The sequence below is a fragment of the Terrabacter terrae genome (assembly GCF_039529575.1).
Classification (GTDB): Bacteria; Actinomycetota; Actinomycetes; order Actinomycetales; family Dermatophilaceae; genus Terrabacter; species Terrabacter terrae.
In genome coordinates this window covers 1,141,677-1,156,359 of sequence record NZ_BAAANB010000021.1, presented here as the reverse complement: position 1 = coordinate 1,156,359, position 14,683 = coordinate 1,141,677, and the positions used below count along the sequence as shown (strand labels likewise).

General features: G+C 71.6%; 14 protein-coding genes and 2 tRNA genes. 9 read left to right on the top strand and 7 right to left on the bottom strand.

What is annotated here, in order from left to right:
* Positions 1 to 60 precede the first annotated feature (60 nt).
* From ABD194_RS15470 to ABD194_RS15445, 6 genes are all read left to right on the top strand, one after another.
* A tRNA-Ile gene (locus ABD194_RS15470) sits at positions 61 to 134 on the top strand.
* A gap of 932 nt (positions 135 to 1,066) precedes the next feature.
* Positions 1,067 to 2,392 (top strand): M23 family metallopeptidase, encoded by a 1,326-nt coding sequence (locus tag ABD194_RS15465; RefSeq protein WP_343992940.1) that lies wholly within the window; start codon positions 1,067 to 1,069, stop codon positions 2,390 to 2,392.
* A 286-nt stretch (positions 2,393 to 2,678) separates the two neighbouring features.
* Positions 2,679 to 3,407 carry an amino acid ABC transporter ATP-binding protein gene (locus tag ABD194_RS15460; RefSeq protein WP_343994175.1) on the top strand — a complete coding sequence of 243 codons (729 nt, stop codon included), beginning with the start codon at positions 2,679 to 2,681 and terminating at the stop codon, positions 3,405 to 3,407.
* A gap of 73 nt (positions 3,408 to 3,480) precedes the next feature.
* On the top strand, positions 3,481 to 4,314 hold the full coding sequence (locus ABD194_RS15455; protein WP_343992938.1) for a glutamate ABC transporter substrate-binding protein: 834 nt from the start codon (positions 3,481 to 3,483) through the stop codon (positions 4,312 to 4,314).
* A 68-nt stretch (positions 4,315 to 4,382) separates the two neighbouring features.
* Complete coding sequence (locus ABD194_RS15450) at positions 4,383 to 5,048, top strand: amino acid ABC transporter permease (RefSeq protein ID WP_343992937.1); 666 nt, start codon at positions 4,383 to 4,385, stop codon at positions 5,046 to 5,048.
* Positions 5,045 to 5,953 carry an amino acid ABC transporter permease gene (locus tag ABD194_RS15445; RefSeq protein WP_343992936.1) on the top strand — a complete coding sequence of 303 codons (909 nt, stop codon included), beginning with the start codon at positions 5,045 to 5,047 and terminating at the stop codon, positions 5,951 to 5,953. Before ABD194_RS15450 ends, ABD194_RS15445 begins: the two co-directional genes overlap by 4 nt.
* A gap of 111 nt (positions 5,954 to 6,064) precedes the next feature.
* Here ABD194_RS15445 and ABD194_RS15440 read toward each other — a convergent pair.
* The 4 genes from ABD194_RS15440 to ABD194_RS15425 all read right to left on the bottom strand — a co-directional run bounded on the left by ABD194_RS15440 (position 6,065) and on the right by ABD194_RS15425 (position 10,045).
* A tRNA-Asn gene (locus tag ABD194_RS15440) sits at positions 6,065 to 6,137 on the bottom strand.
* Positions 6,138 to 6,290: 153 nt separating this feature from the next.
* Positions 6,291 to 6,809, bottom strand: a complete 519-nt coding sequence (locus tag ABD194_RS15435) for a hypothetical protein (protein ID WP_343992934.1) — start codon at positions 6,807 to 6,809, stop codon at positions 6,291 to 6,293.
* Complete coding sequence (dnaG, locus tag ABD194_RS15430) at positions 6,809 to 8,764, bottom strand: DNA primase (protein ID WP_343992931.1); 1,956 nt, start codon at positions 8,762 to 8,764, stop codon at positions 6,809 to 6,811. Before dnaG ends, ABD194_RS15435 begins: the two co-directional genes overlap by 1 nt.
* A gap of 51 nt (positions 8,765 to 8,815) precedes the next feature.
* Positions 8,816 to 10,045 carry a deoxyguanosinetriphosphate triphosphohydrolase gene (locus ABD194_RS15425; RefSeq protein WP_343992928.1) on the bottom strand — a complete coding sequence of 410 codons (1,230 nt, stop codon included), beginning with the start codon at positions 10,043 to 10,045 and terminating at the stop codon, positions 8,816 to 8,818.
* 104 nt (positions 10,046 to 10,149) lie between these two features.
* On the opposite strand from ABD194_RS15425, the gene ABD194_RS15420 reads away from it, so the two are divergent.
* Complete coding sequence (locus ABD194_RS15420; protein WP_343992926.1) at positions 10,150 to 10,287, top strand: hypothetical protein; 138 nt, start codon at positions 10,150 to 10,152, stop codon at positions 10,285 to 10,287.
* Between the two features lie 11 nt (positions 10,288 to 10,298).
* On the opposite strand, the gene ABD194_RS15415 is transcribed toward ABD194_RS15420, so the two are convergent.
* Positions 10,299 to 10,937, bottom strand: a complete 639-nt coding sequence (locus tag ABD194_RS15415) for a YdeI/OmpD-associated family protein (RefSeq protein ID WP_343992924.1) — start codon at positions 10,935 to 10,937, stop codon at positions 10,299 to 10,301.
* A gap of 64 nt (positions 10,938 to 11,001) precedes the next feature.
* Here ABD194_RS15415 and ABD194_RS15410 point away from each other — a divergent pair, with 64 nt between their 5' ends.
* Positions 11,002 to 11,706 (top strand): hypothetical protein, encoded by a 705-nt coding sequence (locus ABD194_RS15410; RefSeq protein ID WP_343992922.1) that lies wholly within the window; start codon positions 11,002 to 11,004, stop codon positions 11,704 to 11,706.
* A 3-nt stretch (positions 11,707 to 11,709) separates the two neighbouring features.
* Here the strand turns inward: ABD194_RS15410 and dusB are convergent, their stop codons facing one another.
* Both dusB and ABD194_RS15400 read right to left on the bottom strand, forming a co-directional pair.
* Positions 11,710 to 12,972, bottom strand: a complete 1,263-nt coding sequence (gene dusB, locus ABD194_RS15405) for a tRNA dihydrouridine synthase DusB (protein WP_425580018.1) — start codon at positions 12,970 to 12,972, stop codon at positions 11,710 to 11,712.
* A gap of 8 nt (positions 12,973 to 12,980) precedes the next feature.
* Positions 12,981 to 13,730, bottom strand: a complete 750-nt coding sequence (locus tag ABD194_RS15400) for an alpha/beta fold hydrolase (protein ID WP_343992918.1) — start codon at positions 13,728 to 13,730, stop codon at positions 12,981 to 12,983.
* Positions 13,731 to 13,755: 25 nt separating this feature from the next.
* Here ABD194_RS15400 and ABD194_RS15395 point away from each other — a divergent pair, with 25 nt between their 5' ends.
* Positions 13,756 to 14,595, top strand: a complete 840-nt coding sequence (locus ABD194_RS15395; RefSeq protein ID WP_343992915.1) for a sulfurtransferase — start codon at positions 13,756 to 13,758, stop codon at positions 14,593 to 14,595.
* Positions 14,596 to 14,683 lie beyond the last annotated feature (88 nt).

Sequence of the window (14,683 nt, the reverse complement as noted above, 5' to 3'; positions counted from 1 at the left end):
ACCGCCCCCGACGCGGCTAGACTCCGAGCCGACCTCGGCCGCCACGGCGGAAGCGGTCCCGGGGCAGTAGCTCAGCCGGTCAGAGCAGCGGACTCATAATCCGTCGGTCCAGGGTTCAAGCCCCTGCTGCCCCACTCTCGTGCCCCAACTGCGCCGTCGACCGCCCCAGGGTACGGCCAACGGCCGGCGGTTCGAAGGCCGCCGGCCGTTGCGCGCCGAGGGACCGCACCTGGGTCCGGTCGGCGTCCGGACGGCGTTGGGGGTCCGCGCGAGGTCGGGGGTGGGAGGCAGGCCACGCGCTTGTCGACCGCGAGGGTCGCACCGTCCGGAGGAACCCGACGACCCTTCTCCCGAGAAGGGGCCGCCGCGGAACCTGTGACTAGTCTCCCCCACGACTCTCACCAATGGGGCGAAATGCGCACATCCGGGTGAACCCGCACGAAAGTCGCGGAAGCCGTCGATCCGCTGGGGCACCGGGCCGAGGTGGGCCCCGCCGACTCCCCCGACAGGACCCACCTCTGTGATGCCTCGCACCGGTTCCCCCACCGGTCCTCGGCCCGACGTCGTTGCCCGCCGTCGGTGCGCTTCTCCTCCGCCCCGCACGGACAACTCTGCCGCGCGGCCTGCAAGCCGAGGGGCGGCGAAAGGCTCGAGTTTCCGCAAGGTTCGTGCAAGCGGCACGCGCGGGTGTACCGCCCCAGCACAATGGTGGACGTCGTGCACCGACTCGTCGTCGCGGGGCACGTCCGAGGCATGGACGACGGCCGCTTCCACGCGAGGCCGGACTCTGGCCCCACCGGTCACAGGGGCCACCGAACTCGGTACATTTTCGCGGAAGTGCCCCCTTGACCAAGTGGCCTCCATATGGTGAAGGGGACCGGCAGGCCCGTGCGGGGGCACGGGACAGGCCGTCCGGTTGCGGTGGAGACGTCCACCGGGAAAGGTTCCACGGTGACAGCCAAATCGGCTCGAGGGGGGTGGCCCGCAGGTGCGTAAGACCGATCACGGAAGTGGCCCGCTCGTCCTGAACATCAGGATGAGCGGTCGTCTTGTTCCACTCGCAGCGATGCTCGTGCTCTTCGTGCTGCTGCCCTTCCTCGGTGGGAGCGCACCACGAACGCCCTCGACATCCGTGGTGCTGGCCGCCGGGTCACGAGCAGCAGTGCAGGACGCAGCCGACGCCGTGAGCCATGCCCGGGACCAGCTGTCGGCATCCCAAGCGGTCTCGCCGGCCACCGCCGCTGCGGCACCGGCGGGCTCGGCGTTCTCCGACGCGGTCGGCGGCGGCCTGTTCCTCTTCCCTGCCATCGGCCTGACCCCGCTCACCGCCCAGGCGATGGTGGCGCCGATCACCGGCCTGCCGCTGTTCGTGCACCCGGTGAACGGGGCTGAGACGTCACCGTTCGGTCCACGGATCCACCCACTGCTCGGCCGTCCCATGTTCCACACGGGCATCGACCTCGCAGCGGTCTGCGGGACCCCGATCCACGCCGCAGCCGACGGCACCGTGATCTACGCACGCGTCTCGGCCTCGTGGGGCGGCCGCACCATCATCCAGCACAGTCCGACGCTCAAGACCGCCTACGGCCACCAGTCGAAGTTCCTGGTCACCGAGGGCCAGAAGGTCAAGCAGGGCCAGGTCATCGGGCTCAGCGGCACGACCGGCTGGTCCACGGGCTGCCACCTGCACTTCGACGTCATCGTCGACGACCGCTACGTCGACCCCGCCCCGTACCTCGGCTTCCCGGCTTCGGCCAGCGCGTCGGTGCCGTATGCCGTCGTCCCGCACCTCGTGCTCGACCAGGGCGGCCGTGTCATCCACACCGTCGAGGACGGCGACGTGCCGATCCCGGACGCGAGCGGGACACCGACGCCGTCGACTGCCGTGGCGACGGCCGGGCCGGACACACCATCCTCCGTGGCCACGCCGACGACGAGCACGCCGAGCGCACCGAAACCGACGTCCACGTCCACGTCGACTCCGACGACGACCAGGCCGGCGCCGAGCTCGACGCCGCCCACCACCACGACCACGACGCCGCCAGCGACGACGACCACGCCGCCAGCGACGACGACGACGCCGCCGCCCACCACGACCACAACGACGAGCACGACGACCACCACGACGAGCACGACGACCACCACGACCGCCGCGGCGCCGGAGACGAGCGTCGGTTCCTCCAGCAGCACGCCGGCGACCTCCAGCTCCACGCCCACGACGACCGCGACCCTGACGACGACGGCCACCCAGGTGCTGGAGACCGCGACCCAGGTCGCCACGAGTGTCGCGACCGCGAGCTGCTCGCCGACCGGCACCGACACCACGACCTCACCGAGCCCGTCGAGCGCGTCCAGCTCGGCCTGCCCCACCAAACCGACCACGCAGCCGTAGTCGGGCACGCGCCGCAGCCACAGGCCTCGGGCAACCGGAGACCACTTCGCAGGGCCCCGGGCGCCACGGAGACGCCGCACCGATCGACCTCCGTGGAGACCCACGGAGGTCGATCGGCATACGCGCCGAACGCATACGTTCTCGGGCGTGGGCTCACGATTCGGGCACGCTCGGTGCGGAGGGGTGCCTGTCGCCCTCGCGGGCGCGATAGGTTGCGCGGATGGACGACGTGAAACCCGACACCGGGGCATCGACCGATCGGACCCCTCAGACGCCTCGCGACCCCATGGTCGTCATCGAGGGCGTCAACAAGCACTTCGGCGACCTCCACGTGCTGCGCGACATCAACCTGACGGTCGGCAAGGGCGAGGTCGTGGTGGTCCTCGGCCCCTCCGGATCAGGCAAGTCGACGCTCTGTCGCGCCATCAACCGCCTCGAGACCATCGAGTCCGGCGCCATCTCGATCGACGGCAAGGAGCTGCCGGAGGAGGGCAAGCCGCTCGCCGAGCTGCGCGCCGACGTCGGGATGGTCTTCCAGTCCTTCAACCTCTTCGCGCACAAGACGATCCGCGAGAACGTCACGCTCGGGCCGGTCAAGGTCCGCAAGAAGTCCAAGGCGGACGCCGACAAGCAGGCGGACGTGCTGCTCAAGCGCGTGGGCGTCGAGGCCCAGGCCGAGAAGTACCCCGCCCAGCTCTCCGGCGGGCAGCAGCAGCGCGTGGCCATCGCCCGGTCGCTGGCCATGGGCCCCAAGGTGATGCTCTTCGACGAGCCCACCTCCGCCCTCGACCCCGAGATGGTCAACGAGGTGCTCGACGTCATGGTGGAGCTCGCCAGGGAGGGTATGACGATGATCGTCGTCACCCACGAGATGGGCTTCGCCCGCAAGGCCGCCGACCGCGTCGTGTTCATGGCCGACGGACAGATCGTCGAGGTCGGCACCCCCCAGGACTTCTTCACCAACCCCCGCAGTGAGCGCGCCAAGGACTTCCTCGGCAAGATCCTCACGCACTGAGCCAGCCAAGCCACCCGGCAGGGAGCGGCGCGCACTCCGCGCGCACGCCGGACACCACCCAGGAGGAACCCACATGAAGGCACGACGACTCGGAGCCCTCGCGGCCGCCGCGACGCTCGCCCTCACCATGGCCGCGTGCGGCTCTGGTGACAAGGCCGGCGGCGGCGCGAGCGGAGGCAAGGGACTCAAGATCGGCATCAAGTTCGACCAGCCCGGCCTCGGCCTGAAGAAGGGCAGCGACTTCACCGGCATGGACGTCGACGTCGCCAAGTACGTCGCGAAGTCGCTCGGCACCAGCGAGGGCGACATCACGTGGGTGCAGGCGCCCAGCGCCCAGCGCGAGACGCTCATCTCGACCGGCCAGGTCGACATGGTCGTGGCGACGTACTCGATCACCGACAAGCGCAAGGAGAAGGTCAGCTTCGCCGGCCCCTACTTCATCGCCGGTCAGGACCTGCTGGTCCGCAGCAACGATACCTCGATCACCGGGCCCGACACGCTCGCGGGCAAGAAGCTGTGCTCCGTCACCGGGTCCACGTCGGCCCAGAAGGTGCAGGAGAAGGTCCCGGGCGTCAACCTCCAGCAGTTCGGCACCTACTCCGAGTGCGTCGCCGCTCTCGCCTCGGGCGCCATCGACGCGCTGACCACCGACGACACGATCCTCGCCGGCTACGCCGCGCAGGACCAGTACAAGGGCAAGCTCAAGGTCGTCGGCAAGCCCTTCTCCACGGAGAAGTACGGCATCGGCATCAAGAAGGGCGACACCGCCCTGTGCCAGAAGGTCACCGACGCCATCAAGAAGATGGTCTCGGACGGCTCGTGGCAGAAGGCGGTCGACAACAACCTCGGCCCCGCCGGCTACAAGCCCGGCGCCGGCAACCCGCCCACCCCGGACGCCTGTTCCTGACCGACCACCCCGTTGCGGGGGCCCCAAGCACGGGCCCCCGCACGCGGGTAGAGCACGAGAGGTGATGGATGGGCGACATCCTGAGCAAGTACGACATTCTCGGCGCCTTCTGGGTGACCATCCAGCTGTCCGTCCTGTCCGCGATCGGCGCTCTGGTCATCGGCACGGTCGTCGCGATCCTGCGGGTCTCGCCGGTCCGCATCCTGCGGCTCATCGGCACCAGCTACGTCAACGTCTTCCGCAACACCCCGCTGACCCTGCTCATGGTCTTCAGCATCCTCGGCCTGTCGTTCATCCTCGGGCTCAACCTCTCGCAGGACCTGTCGCGCAACGCCTACCTCTGGGCGGTCGTCGTGCTCTCGGTCTACCACGCCGCCTTCGTGTGCGAGGCCCTGCGCAGCGGCGTGAACACGGTCTCGACGGGGCAGGCCGAGGCGGCTCGCGCCATCGGGCTCACCTTCGCCCAGTCCATGCGTGAGGTGCTCCTCCCCCAGGCCTTCCGCGGCGCCATCGCCCCCCTCGGGTCGACGCTCATCGCGCTGGTCAAGAACACCACGGTCGCCGCAGTCATCCTCGGCACCAAGGAGTCGGCCGGCCTGCTCGCGCAGATCACCGAGAACGAGGGCGCGAGCCTGCCGACCTTCTTCATCTTCGCGCTCGGCTTCGTGATCCTCACGCTGCCGATCGGCCTGCTGTTCACCCATCTCTCCCAGCGTCTGGCGGTGAAGCGATGAGCTCGCAGATCGTCCTCTTCGACGCGCCGGGGCCCAAGGCCCGGCGGCGTCACACCATCCTCACGATCGTCGGCCTCCTCCTCGCCGTCGGCATCCTCTGGGTGGTCATCCGCAAGATGGCCGAGGCCAACCAGCTCCAGGGCTACATGTGGTCCCCGTTCGTGACGGACCCCGACGTGTGGACCCAGTACCTCCTGCCGGGCCTCTGGGGCACCCTCAAGGCTGCGGCGCTCTCGGTGGTCTTCGCCGGCATCTTCGGCATCCTCTTCGGCATGGCGCGGCTGTCCTCGAACCGCTGGATCACCGTGCCGGCCGGCGTGGTCGTCGAGTTCTTCCGGTCGGTGCCGGTGCTGCTCATGATGGTCTTCTTCTACTTCGGCTACTTCGCCACGAGCAATCTCGTCTCGGCGGACACGGCACCGCTGGCGGCCGTCGTCCTCGCCCTGACGCTCTACAACGGCTCGGTCATCGCCGAGCTGGTGCGCTCGGGGGTGTTCGGCCTCCCGAAGGGCCAGAGCGAGGCGGGGCTCTCCATCGGGCTCACCCCCGGTCAGGTGCTGCGCTCCATCCAGCTCCCCCAGGCGTTGACGGCCATGCTGCCGGCCCTGGTTGGCCAGCTGGTGGTCGTGCTCAAGGACAGTGCCCTCGGCTACGTCATCACCTACCCTGAGCTGCTCAACGCCGCCAAGACGCTCGGCTCGGCCTACGCCAACACGGTGCCGGCCTACCTCGTGGCAGCAGTCATCTTCATCGTCATCAACTACCTGCTGACCCGGCTGGCCGCGACGGTGGAGCGGCGGCTGAAGCGCCGCGGTGGCGCGCGCCGGACCGGCGTGGGCCCCGGCGTCGGCGAGACCGAGGCCGGCCCGGGGCTGCCGGGCCCGGTCTCGTCCCGGGACGTCTGAGACCGGCCCGCTCCGGGCCGGCCGCCTGCTCCGGGCGGCGGGCCCGGAGCGCGGCCCGGAAGACCAGAGAAGGCCCCGACACCAGTGGTGTCGGGGCCCTCTCTCGTCGTGCTCCCCCGATTGGACTCGAACCAATAACCTGCCGGTTAACAGCCGGCTGCTCTGCCAATTGAGCTACAGGGGAATGCTGCTGGGAAACCATAGCAAAGGGACTGCCCCCAGACTAAATCGGGGTCCGACCCGGGCCGCGACCCCGCTGACGGCCCCGCGACGAAGAGGTCGGGACTGCCTCAGAGCCTGCCCACGAGCCTGCCCCAGAGCCTGCTCCAGGGCTGTCTCAGAGCCCGACCTCGGAGCGGAGCCGGGCCATCCGCTGGGCGGCCTCACGGGCGACCTCGGGGTCACCGAGGTCGGCTCCCCGCCCGGGGATGGTCTGCTCGAGGAGCGCACCGGTGGAGAGGTCCTGCCTGATGACGACCCGCACCGTGCGGCGGCCTGCGGTGCGGAACTCGTCGGCCAGCACGACGCTGGCCTGTAGGCGCTCGCGCAGCGCCTGCTGGAGCAGTGAGGGCTCGGGAAGCCGCCACCGCGACGGCCTGCCACGGTCGACCCAGGTGACGGTCAGCAGGGACGACTCGCCCTGCCACGTGGCGGCCTCGGCCTCGTGCCAGGGCCTGCGCCAGGCCAACGCACCGTCGGCGCCGACGAGCACCAGGTGCCAGGTGGTCGCGACGACGTGGGCCTGACTGGTCTCGTCACGTGCCCAGGCCAGCACCTGCTCCCCGCCGTCGAGCGGCACGGCCGAGCGCACCTCGGCGGGAAGCACCGGTCGCCGCCGGCGGTCGAAGAGTGACATCAGCCCATTCCTGCCTTGAGCGCCGCCAGCTCGCGCTGCAGGGTCTGCAGCTGGATGCCGAGCTCGCGCGTACGTTCGGGTGAGGGGGTCTCGGCATGGTCGAGGCGGCGCATCTCGCTCATGGCGTCCGCGATCCGGCGGGTCAGCGCGATGGTGCGCACGCGGTCGAAGAGCTCGTCGACGTAGCGGGAGGTCGGCAGCCCCGTGGAGGCGTCCATACGGGTCGGGAGCGTGTCGACGGCGAGCTCGCTCACGAGCCCGGCAACCGGTGCGGGCGCCGCCTCCGACACCGCCGAGGTCCAGGCACGGGCGCTGGCCTTGTCGGCGCTGTGGTGGGCGATGCGGATGCCGTCGAAGACGGCCCGGTGCGCGGGCGCCGAGAAGGACTCGGGGGTCAGCAGGTCGATGGCCCCGGGTTTGAAGACGGTCGGGAACTGCAGCAGCACCTGGAGCAGCTGCCGCTCGGCCAGGACCACCGGGTCGCGACGGTCCGGCACCGGGAAGACCCCCGCCTCCGTGGCGCTCGGCTCGACCTCGTCGTGCGCATCGCGGCCGTCCCGAGCCCCTCGCCCGTTGCGGGCGCCATCGGCTCGACCGACACGGGCGTCCTCGTCGACCTTGAGCTTCCCGGCGCGCGAGACCTCGCCGGCCACCTGCTCGACGTCGAGACCCAGCATGCCCGCGACCTCGCGGGTGTACTCGGGCTGGAGGGACCGGTCGCGGATCGTGGCGACGATGGGGGCCACCGCGCGGACCGCCTGGATGCGTCCCTCGGCGGTCGCGAGGTCGAAGCGCTTGATCGTCGTGCGCGCCGCGAACTCGAACATCGGCACGGCGTCCTCGATGAGGGCCTGCACCGCCGGGTCTCCCCCGGCCTGCCGCAGCTCGCACGGGTCCTTGCCGGACTTCTCGACGGCCACGAACGACTGGGAGGTCCACTTCTCGTCGTCGGCGAAGGCCCGCATCGCGGCCTTCTGGCCGGCGGCGTCGCCGTCGAAGGTGAAGATCACCTTGGCCGGGGCCAGGCCCGCCTCGTCGCGCATCAGGCGGCGCAGGGTCTTGATGTGGTCGGCGCCGAAGGCCGTGCCGCAGGTCGCCACGGCCGTGTCGACGCCGGCGAGGTGACACGCCATCACGTCGGTGTAGCCCTCGACGACCACGGCCTGCCGACCCTGCGAGATCTTCTTCTTGGCGAGGTCGAGCCCGTAGAGCACCGTCGACTTCTTGTAGATCGGCGTCTCGGACGTGTTGAGGTACTTCGCCTCGATGCGGTCGTCGTCGAAGAGTCGGCGCGCTCCGAACCCGACGGTGTCGCCCGTGATGTCGCGGATCGGCCACACGAGCCGGCCCCGGAACCGGTCGTAGAGCCCGCGTGCGCCGCGACCGGCCAGACCGCCCGTGACGAGCTCGTCGTCGGTGAACCCCTTGCCGCGCAGGTGGCGCACGAGGTCCTCGCCGCCGCGCGGCGCGAAGCCGATCCCGAACTGCTTCACGTGCTCGCTGTTGAAGTCGCGGGCCCGCAGGAAGTCCCGCCCCTGCCGCGCCGCCTGGCTGCCGAGCAGCAGCTCGGTGTAGAACTCCTCGGCCACGCGGTGCGCCTCGATGAGCCGGCTGCGTCGCCCCAGGCCCTCCTCGCGCGGCCGCACGCCGTCCTCGTAGCGCAGCTCCATGCCGAGCTTCTGCGCGAGGCGCTCGACGGCCTCGGAGAAGCTCAGGTGGTCGACCTTCTGGACGAAGGAGATGACGTCGCCGCCCTCCTGGCAGCCGAAGCAGTGCCAGGCGCCGACGGCCGGCCGGATGTTGAACGACGGCGTCTTCTCGTCGTGGAAGGGGCACAGGCCCTTGAGCGACCCCGGGCCGGCGGAGCGAAGCGTCACGTGCTCGCGCACGACGTCCTCGAGGGACGACCGCGCCTTGACCGCCGCGATGTCCTCGCTGTTGATCAGCCCCGCCATCTGCCTCCTGTCGCTGCCCGTGATCCTAGTTCGTCGGCGCGACGGTCCCCGTCACCGGCACCACTGGCTGTGGAGGGCGAGGGCGCGCACGTCCGTCAGGGACGCCACCTGGTCCACGACGACGCGGAGGCGCTCCCCGTCGTCGGCCGCCGCAGCGTGGTCCGCCCGGAAGGCCACGTCGAGGCGCTCGGCGGGCGAGGCGGCATACGCCTCCACGAGGTCGCGTACGACGTCGCGCTGCGTGGACATGACGGCCAGCCGCTCCTCGGCCGTCATCACGAAGTGGTTGGCGACCGCCTTGAGCACGGAGCACTCGGCCCGCGTGCCGTCGGGCACGACGAGGTCGGCCTCGTAGCGGCACAGTGGCCCGGGTCCGTGGCGCTCTCGGGTCGCCTGCTCGACCGAGAGGACGAAGCGCCCGATGAGCCGGCTCGTCATGTCCTTGAGGCGTGCGAGGTCGCCGCGCGAGCCGTCGTATGCCGTGGGGACCGCCCCGGACTGCAGGAGCCGTTCCAGCGCTGCCCCGAGGACATCGCTCCCGAGGTCGGGTGCGTAGGCGCTGCCGGCGATGTCGACGACGTCGGCCAGGTCGTCCGAGTGGAGGACGCAGGGGTCGATCCAACCCGACGCGATGGCGTCCTCGACGTCGTGCACGGAGTAGGCGACGTCGTCGGACCAGTCCATGACCTGCGCCTCGAAGCAGCGGACACCCGGGGGCGCGTCCTCCCGGACCCACTGGAACACCGGCAGGTCGGAGGCATAGACGCCGAACTTGGCCGTGCCGGTGGGACCCTCGCCTCGCCGCCACGGGTACTTCGTCGCCGCGTCGAGGCTGGCTCTCGTCAGGTTGAGTCCGGCCGACCTGCCGTCGGCGTGGAACCGCTTGGCCTCCAGGCGTGTGAGCAGGCGCAGGGTCTGCGCGTTGCCCTCGAATCCCCCTATCCCCGAGGCGATCTCGTCGAGCACCGTCTCGCCGTTGTGTCCGAAGGGCGGGTGGCCGAGGTCATGCGCGAGGCAGGCGGTGTCGACGACGTCGGCGTCGCAGCCCAGGGCCGCACCGAACTCGCGGCCGATCTGGGCGACCTCGAGCGAGTGGGTGAGGCGGTTGCGGACGAAGTCGTCGTGGCCGGGCGCCAGCACCTGCGTCTTGGCCGCCAGCCTCCGCAGCGCCGAGGAGTGCAGCACCCGCGCGCGGTCGCGGGCGAAGTCGTCGCGGTCGGCCCGCTTCTGGGCAGGGTCCTCCGCGACCCAGCGCTCACGGTCGCGACCCTCGTAGCCCACAGCGGCACTCTAGGGGGTGGAAACCCCATGGCGGCTGCGTCGCCGCGGGGGCAGACTGGCGGGGTGGGGCCGGCTCACGGCCCCGGAGCGTGCAGGAGCTCGTCATGGCCGACAAGTCACCCAGGTCCCACATGACCACCAAGTCGAAGTCGATCAAGGAGAAGCGGGCCGAGAAGCACGCCAAGGCCGACCAGAAGAGCGGCGGTCACACCGAGATCGTGCCGCCTCGCGGTCGACGCTGAGGGGCCGGGGGTCAGCCGAGCTCGTCGCGCATCCGGCGCACCCACGTCGGCTCGGTGCCGTAGCGCTGCATCTTGATGAGCCGGCCGTGGGCGCAGTCGTCGACCAGCTCAGCCATCCGCTTGTCACGGGTGGTCTCCTGCTTGGCGGTGACGACCCAGTTGGTCGCGACCTTGCGGTAGGACGGGGTTGCCCCGTCCCAGAACCTCGACGCGCGCTCGTCGGCGCGCAGCAACGCCTCGTAGGAGTCGGGCCAGGTGAGCTCCCGGTTCTCGTAGGCGTAGACGCCGGATCGGTCCTCACGCCGCCTCGCGAAGGCCGCGAGGCCGGCAGGGTGCATGCGCCCGGCTGCGGTCAGCTCCACGACCGCCTGGATGTTGACGGTGCTCCAGTTGCTCCCGGGCTTGCGGGGCGTCCACCGCTGGCGCACCGCGTCGCCGTCGATGCGCTGCACCACCGAGTCGATCCACCCGAAGCAGAGCGCCTCGCGAACGGCCTCCGCCCACTGGAGTCCCCGCGGCTCCACGTGCTTCTTCAGCAGGCCCATCCACAGCTCGGTGGCGCTCGCATGGTGCAGCTCGAGCCAGGCGCGGAACTCCTTCGCGTCGTCGAAGAAGAGTGCCGGCCGCTCCTCGGTGCCGCCCTCGTGCATGAGCCGATCCTGCCACCGGGCACCGACACTCACAGCCGTGACGGGATGGGCGAGGATGGCGGGCGTGACCGACCGCATCGTCCTCGCCGCCCGCAACAACGCCCTGTGGTGCGACGCCGTCGCCCGCTCCCACGGGGTCCGCACGACGATGGACGACACCGCCTGGACCGCCGCGACGCGTACGCCGCCCTACTACCCCGACGCCGTGACCCTCTCCGCGGACGTCGGCGAGTACGACGTCCTCGCGCGCGTCGACGACTCCGACGGGTGCTCGGTCAAGGACTCCTGGTCACGCCTCGACCTCTCGCTGGAGGACTTTGCGCGCCTGGTGGTCGGTGAGTGGGTCTGGCTCGACCCCACGGCCTCCGTCCCGTCCCCGTCCGCTCGCTCCTGGCGTCGCGTCACCACGACCGAGGGGATGGCCGCCTGGGTGCACGCGTGGGCGAGCGACCCCGACGCCGAGGCGATCCTTCGCCCAGCGCTGCTCGGCGAGGGGGGCGTCCACCTCCTCGCCGCCCACGCCTCCGACGCCTCTGACGCGCCCCTCGTCGCCGGGGCGATCGTCCACGTCGCCGGCGAGGTCGCCGGGCTCGGCAACGTCTTCGCGCTCGAGGGCGACGCCATGGACACGTGGCGTGAGGCTGCCGCTGCCGCCCGTGACATCGTCGGCGGCCTACCGCTGGTCGGGTGGGAGGCCGGCGCCTCCGTCGAGGCCGCGGTCGCGGCCGGGTGCGAGCGGCTCGGGCCGCTCAGCGTCTGGCTGAAGTGACGCTCAGCCCCCGCTGACCGACAGCTCGGCCTCGGCGATCGTGCGGCGGTGCTCCTCGGAGAGCTCCCGCGACTCGAGCCACCGGTCCGGCAGGGCCACGCTGCGCGGCGAGCCCGCGCGACCGCGCTGGCCCTCCGCCGCCTCCCCCGGCCACGGCGCCTCCGGGTCGAGCGTGGCGAGCAGCGCCTCGAGCGAGGCCATCGAGTCGACGAGGGCGAGCGAGTTGCGGATCGTCGACCCGGCCGGGAAGCCCTTGAGGTACCAGGCGATGTGCTTGCGGATGTCGCGGCAGGCGCGCTCCTCCTCGCCGTAAAAGTCGCAGAGGTATGCCGTGTGCTTCCGGAGCGTGTCCGCAACCTCCCCGAGCGTCGGCGTCACCCGCGCCGAGGTGCCGGCGAAGGCCGCCGCGAGGTCTGTGAAGAGCCAGGGCCGTCCGAGGCAGCCGCGGCCGACGACGACCCCGTCGCAGCCGGTCTCGCGGACCATGCGCAGGGCGTCCTCGGCCGACCAGATGTCGCCGTTGCCGAGGACGGGGATGCTGGTCACGGTCTCCTTGAGCATCCGGATGGCGCTCCAGTCGGCGGTGCCGGAGTAGGACTGGGCAGCCGTACGCCCGTGCAGCGCGACGGCGGCGACACCCTCGGCCTCGGCGGCCAGCCCGGCGTCGAGGAAGGTCAGGTGGTCGTCGTCGATGCCCTTGCGCATCTTGACCGTGACGGGGATGTCGCGCCTGGCACCCTCCTCGACGACCGCGCCGACGATCGACCGGAAGAGCTCCTTCTTCCACGGCAGCGCGGAGCCACCGCCCTTGCGGGTGACCTTGGGGACCGGGCAGCCGAAGTTGAGGTCGATGTGGTCGGCCCGGTCCTCCTGCACGAGGATGCGCGCCGCAGCGCGGGCCGTGGCGGGGTCGACGCTGTAGAGCTGGATCGAGCGCGGGTTCTCGTCGGGGTCGTGCTCGATGAGGCGCATCGTCTCGGGGCTGCGCTCGACCAGGGCCCGCGTCGTGATCATCTCGCTGACGTAGAGGCTCGTGGCGCCGCTCGCGCCCCGCGCCGTTGACAGCGCGGTGCCCTCGTTGCCGTGCTCGCGGCACAGGCGCCGGAAGGCGCGGTTGGTGATGCCGGCCATCGGGGCGAGCACCACGGGTGACTCGATGACGTGGCGGCCGATGCGCAGGGGCGCCAGCACGGCGCCCGCCGTCGCCGCGGCCGGGCGCGCGAGGTCTGCGGAGGGGGCCTCACCGGCCTGCGTCGGGGGTGTCATCACGTCGGTCACCGCCCGATTCTCCCCGATGAGGAGCCTGGCGCCGAATCGAGGACCTCCCGCGTGAAGCGCAGGAGGGCGTCAGCGAAGGCCTTCGGCTGGTCGAGGTTCGACAGGTGGCTCGCGCGCCGGATCACCTCCTCGCGGGCCGTCGGGCAGGCCCGGAGGTAGTCGCGCACCCCGACCCGCAGCTGGTCGAACTGGCCGTTGAGCAGCAGGACGGGACAGCTCAGCCGCTCGAGCATCGACGGGCGGCAGTGCGTCATGACCTCCCGCCAGGCGGCGGCGGTCGGTGCGAAGAAGTAGCCCCCCGCGATGACGGGCTCGATGCGCTCGGCCGGGTAGAGCCGGCGCAGGATCCTGTCGTTGAGCCGCGTCATCCGCTCCGGGCCGATGCGGTCGGTCAGGGCTGCGACGCCCCGGTAGACGGCCGCCCCCGGTCCGGTCGGCGTGGCGCTCGCCCCGGCCAGCACGAGCCCGTCGAGCGCGTCGGGGTGGGCTGCGGCATACGCCATCGCGGCGTAGCCGCCCAGCGAGTGGCCGACGAGCACGACCGGGGTGCTCGGCAGGACGCCCCGGACCGATTCGTCGATCGCCTGGACGCACCCGTCCAACGTGAAGTCCTCGCCCGCTCGCACGCCGTGTCCCGGCAGGTCGACGAGGCTGAGGTCGACCTGGCCCTGCAGCAGCGCCACCTGCGGGGCCCACTGGCTGCTCGCCAGCCGTGAGCCGTGCACGAGGACCAGGTGAGCACGCACACCGCGAGGATGCCACGATGAGCCGGTGAGCCACCTCTTGAGCGCCGCAGACCTGGCCCACGGGATCGAGGACGTCGTCGTCCTCGACGTCCGCTGGGCCCTCACGACCGCGAACACCGGCGCGGGCCGGGCCGACTACGAGGCCGGCCACGTGCCCGGCGCCTTCTTCGTCGACCTCGACACCGAGCTCGCCGCTCCCGCCGGTGAGGGCGGTCGGCACCCGCTCCCAGATCCTGCGGTCGTCCAGGCGCTGGCGCGTCGCGCCGGCATCACCGAGCGCAGCCGCGTCGTCGTCTACGACGCGAAGGAGTCGTATGCCGCCGCGCGGGCGTGGTGGGTGCTGCGCTGGGCCGGCGTTCCCGACGTCCGCGTGCTCGACGGCGGCTATGCCGCCTGGCTCGCGGCCGGACTGCCCGTCTCGACGGAGGAGCCGGCGGACCGGCACGGGGACTTCGCAGTTCGCCCCGGCCAGCTGCCGACGCTCGATGCTGCGGGCGCGGCACGGCTGGCGCGCGAGGGACTGCTGCTCGACGCCCGCGCGCCCGAGCGCTACGCCGGCGAGGCCGAGCCGATCGACCCCGTCGCCGGCCACGTCCCGGGGGCGGTCAACAGCCCCACAGCAGCCTGGCTCGCCGAGGACGGCTCGTTCCGGCGCGACCTCGCGGAGGTCTGGAAGCGCGTGACGGACGGGAGGGAGGCCCAGGCCGGGCCGGTCGGCGTCTACTGCGGGTCCGGCGTCACCGCGGCGCACGAGATGCTCGCGCTGGCCCAGCTCGGCGTCGACACGGTGCTCTACCCCGGTTCGTGGAGCGAGTGGATTCGCGACCCCTCACGCCCGGTCGCGACCGGGTCGGAGCCTGGCTGACCGACGCCGCCGGACCGGCGGACCGCCACAAACCGGCGTTGGGCAGCCGGTCCGGGCGTGGACGCAGAGCTCGTGGCGGTCCGTCGGG